The organism is Mesorhizobium sp. P3_A9, assembly GCF_056402975.1.
In genome coordinates this window covers 1-3,992 of the sequence record NZ_JBFUGJ010000448.1, presented here as the reverse complement: position 1 = coordinate 3,992, position 3,992 = coordinate 1, and the positions used below count along the sequence as shown (strand labels likewise).

The following is a 3,992-nucleotide window of genomic DNA, read 5'->3' as shown; positions in this document are numbered from 1 at the left end:
GGGAGGAGATGATCGATGGCCCGTATCAGCGGCTACCACCATCTGACGCTGTCGACCGACGGCGCTCAGGAAGATTTTGATTTCTATACGAAGGCGCTCGGCCTGCATTCGGTGAAGCGCACCGTATTGTTCGACGGCGTCATCCCTGTCTATCACCTCTATTACGGCTCGCCCAACGGTGATGCTTCGACGATCATCACCACTTTTCCGTTCCGCAAGCCAGGCGTCTATGGCCGCCGCGGGACCAACCAGTCTCGCACCATCATGCAGTCGATCCCCAAGGGAGCCGCGGATTTCTGGGTGGACCGGCTGAACGCACGCGGCATCGAGGCCACCAAGATCACACGCTTTGGCGCCGACCGCGCGTCTTTTGCACATCCCTGCGGCATCTCGCATGAGCTGGTGGAAAGCGACAGCGATCCGCGCGCGCCCATCACCAACGAGACGCAAGGCATCGGCAAGGCTCACGGCATCAAGGGCATCTACGGCGCCGTGGTGGCGGTGATGGATCGCACGGCCATGGACGACTTCCTGACCATTGCGTTGCCGCTTGAGAAGGAGGCCGACAATCACGAGGGGCTCGTGTTCCGCGTGCCGGACGCGACGGGCGTCAATCAGCGGGTCGAAGTGATCGTCGATCGCGACAGCGCGCAGGGCACCTGGACGCTGGCGGGCGGCACGATCCATCACCTAGCCCTCAACACGGGCGACGAAGACAACCAATTGAAGCTGCGTGCCCATATCGAAGGCCTCGGCTTCACCGATATCTCGGAGCAGAAGGACCGCAACTACTTCAAGTCCTGCTATGTCCGCTCGCCCGGCGGCGCGATGTTCGAGCTTGCCTGGACCACGCCGGAAGGCTGGGCCAAGGACGAGCCCCCGGGCCAGATCGGCAAGACGCTGGTCTTCCCGCCGTGGTTCAAGGACCGCGAGGGCGAATTGCAGGCCGGCCTGGAACAGGCGGATTTCACGTGAGCTCAGGCAGCGGTCCGCTCCGGCTTGGGCCAAGGGGGCCGGAGGCGAAGGCGATCTGCGTCTTCGTCCACGGGCGCGGCCAATCGCCGGAAGAGATGCAGTCCCATGTGCTGTCGCGGCTTTCTGCGTCAGCGGTGGCCTTCATCCTGCCGCGCGCACCGCTCGGCATGTGGTGGGAGGCGCGTGCCGTCGACCCGTTGACGCCAGTCGCCCGCGCGCAGCTTTCCGACGCGCTCGACCACCTCGCGGCCGCGATGGTGGCGGCGCGGGCGGAACTGCCCGGACTGCCGCTTCTTCTCGCGGGCTTCTCGCAAGGCGCGTGTCTGTCGATCGAGTATCTCTGCGCGGGGCTGCCGCCGCCGGACGCTTTGGCGGCCTTCACGGGTTGTCGTGTCGGTGTACCGGCGGACGAAAGATCCGAGGCGGCGCCGGTTGGAATGCCAATCTATCTTTCCGGTGGCGATGCCGATCCCTGGATTCCGGTCTCGGCGTTTGCCGACGCTGCACAATCACTGGGCCGCGTTGGCGCGAGCCTGCGGGCCGATCTGTTCCCGGGCCGCGGCCATGAAGTCTCGGACGCCGAGATTGCCATGCTGGGTACGATCCTCGATGACCTCGCGGCCGGGCGTGGCCCGCGTATGGAGGCGGCGCGATGATGGACAGCTTCACCTTTCCGGGCCTGACGACACGGGTCGTCTTCGGTGCTGGCACCATGGCCAGCGTCGAGGAGGAGGTGCGGCGGCTTGGCCATGACAAGACGCTGGTGCTGTCGACGCCACATCAAAAGGCCGATGCGGAAAGGCTGGCTGAAAGCCTTGGCGGCCTCGCCGCCGGGGTCTTTGCCGGCGCGGTCATGCATACGCCGGTCGAGGTTACGGAAAAGGCGGTCGATGCGTTCCGGGCCAGCGGCGCCACTGCGGTCGTCAGCCTCGGCGGCGGCTCGACCACCGGSCTYGGCAAGGCCATTGCCGTTCGCACGGGCGCCGACCAGGTGGTCATTCCCACCACCTATGCCGGCTCGGAGATGACCGACATCCTCGGCGAGACGGCGGCCGGCGAGAAGACCACCCGCCGCTCGCCGGACATTCGCCCCGAGACGGTTATCTACGACGTCGATCTGACACTTAGCCTGCCGGTCGGCCTTACCGTCACTTCGGCGATGAATGCGATTGCTCATGCTATGGAGGCCTTCTACGCCCCCGACCGCAATCCGGTGATCGTGCTGATGTGCAGGGATGCCATGGCTGCCTTCCGGGACGGCATTCCAAGGCTGATCGGCGATCCGCAGGACCGCGCGGCGCGGACGCAGGCGCTCTATGCGGCATGGTGCTGCTCAACCGCGCTCGGCTATGTCTCGATGGCGCTGCATCACAAGTTGGCGCATGTCTTCGGCGGCTCGTTCGACACGCCGCATGCCGAAACCCACGCCATCCTGCTGCCTTACACGACCGCCTTCAACGAAGCGGCGGTGCCCGATCTGCTGCGCCCGATCGCCGAAGCATTCGGCGGCGGCTCGGCGGGCGGCGGGCTCTGGGATTTCGCGCGATCCGTCGGCTCTCCGCTGAGCCTGAAGGAGATCGGCATCAAGGAAGCCGATCTCGACCGCGCTGCGGCTATCGCGTTGAAGAACGCCTATGCGAATCCGAGGCCGATCGATCCAGGATCGATAAGGGAACTCCTCCAGGCGGCGTTAGAGGGACGCCGTCCAGGAGGCTGACAAGAGGCAAGAGGGAGGAAGAGCAGATGATTACAAGACGGAGCTTACTGAAAGCGTCGGCGGCGACAGGCTTGGCGCTCGCCGGTTCTCGGCTGGCGACGCCGGCGCTCGCGCAGGGCGCCAAGATTCGCCTGGGCTATGTTTCACCGCAGACGGGGCCGCTCGCCGGTTTCGCCGAAAGCGATGCCTACAACATCAAGGCTTTCCTCGCGTCCGAGGCGGGCAAGAACTTCGAGGTCATCGTCAAGGACAGCCAGTCGAACCCCRATCGCGCGTCCGAGGTGGCGAAGAGCCTGATCGTCGACGACGAGATCAACCTGATGCTGGTCGGCTCGACGCCCGAGAACACCAACCCGGTCGCCACCACCTGCGAGGCGGAAGGCGTGCCGGTCATCTCGACCATGGCGCCTTGGCAGCCCTGGTTCATCGGCCAGCAAGGTAATCCCGCCGATCCATCGTCGTGGAAGCCTTTCAACTTCGCCTACCATTATTTCTGGGGTCTCGAAGACATCATCGCCGTCTATACCGGCATGTGGAAGCAGCTTTCCACCAACGGCAAGGTGGGCGGACTGTTCCCCAACGATGCCGACGGCAATGCCTGGGGCGATCCGAAAAACGGGCTGAAGCCCGGACTTGATGCCGCCGGTTTCAGCCTTGCCGATCCCGGTCGCTATCAGAACCTCTCGGACGATTTCACCGCGCAGGTCAACGCTTTCAAGGCGGCCGATGCCGAGATCGTCACCGGCGTGGTCATCCCGCCCGACTTCACCACTTTCTGGAACCAGGCCCGCCAGCAGGGCTTCAAGCCCAAGGCGGCGACGGTGGCCAAGGCGATCCTCTTCCCGCAATCGGTCGAGACGCTCGGCGATGCCGGCCACAACCTTTCGTCCGAAGTCTGGTGGTCGGCCTCGCATCCGTTCAAGTCGTCGGTGACGGGCCAGAGTTCGGCGGATATTGCGGCGGATTTCACCGCCAAGACCGGGCGTCCGTGGACCCAGCCGATCGGCTTTGTCCATTCGCTGTTCGAGGTGGCGGCCAATGTCATGGGGCGCGTTTCGGATCCGACGAATGCCGAGGCGATCGCGGCAGCCATAGCGGCCACCGACATGACGACCGTGGTCGGCAAGGTGGCCTGGAGCGGCGCGGGGCTGCCGCCTTTCGCCGCAAAGAACGTCTGCAAGACGCCCCTCGTCGGTGGCCAGTGGCGCAAGAAGCCCGGCGGCTTCGATCTGGTGATCGTTGAAAACGCCAGCGCGCCAGAGATCCCCACCGCCGGCAAGATGGAAGCCCTGGCCTGACG

Annotated in this window: 4 protein-coding genes; all 4 read left to right on the top strand. The window is 65.1% G+C overall.

All coding sequences use genetic code 11. From position 1 onward, the window contains the following. Nucleotides 1-15: 15 nt before the first annotated feature. The 4 genes from AC1DX0_RS32225 to AC1DX0_RS32210 are packed head-to-tail and all read left to right on the top strand — an operon-like array spanning nucleotide 16 to nucleotide 3,990. Nucleotides 16-975 carry a VOC family protein gene (locus tag AC1DX0_RS32225; protein WP_477222940.1) on the top strand — a complete coding sequence of 320 codons (960 nt, stop codon included), beginning with the start codon at nucleotides 16-18 and terminating at the stop codon, nucleotides 973-975. Then, nucleotides 972-1,631 (top strand): alpha/beta hydrolase, encoded by a 660-nt coding sequence (locus AC1DX0_RS32220; RefSeq protein WP_477222939.1) that lies wholly within the window; start codon nucleotides 972-974, stop codon nucleotides 1,629-1,631. The genes AC1DX0_RS32225 and AC1DX0_RS32220 overlap by 4 nt, the downstream gene beginning before the upstream one ends. Further along, entirely contained in the window at nucleotides 1,628-2,692 is a 1,065-nt protein-coding gene (locus tag AC1DX0_RS32215; RefSeq protein ID WP_477222938.1) for a maleylacetate reductase, read from the top strand. Before AC1DX0_RS32220 ends, AC1DX0_RS32215 begins: the two co-directional genes overlap by 4 nt. A 26-nt stretch (nucleotides 2,693-2,718) precedes the next feature. Next, nucleotides 2,719-3,990 carry an ABC transporter substrate-binding protein gene (locus tag AC1DX0_RS32210; RefSeq protein ID WP_477358441.1) on the top strand — a complete coding sequence of 424 codons (1,272 nt, stop codon included), beginning with the start codon at nucleotides 2,719-2,721 and terminating at the stop codon, nucleotides 3,988-3,990. The last annotated feature ends 2 nt before the right edge of the window (nucleotides 3,991-3,992 follow it).

Bases quoted from the DNA above. Each gene is read 5' to 3' on its own strand.
- AC1DX0_RS32225 (WP_477222940.1), top strand. From the start codon at position 16: ATGGCCCGTATCAGCGGCTACCACCATCTGACGCTGTCGACCGACGGC.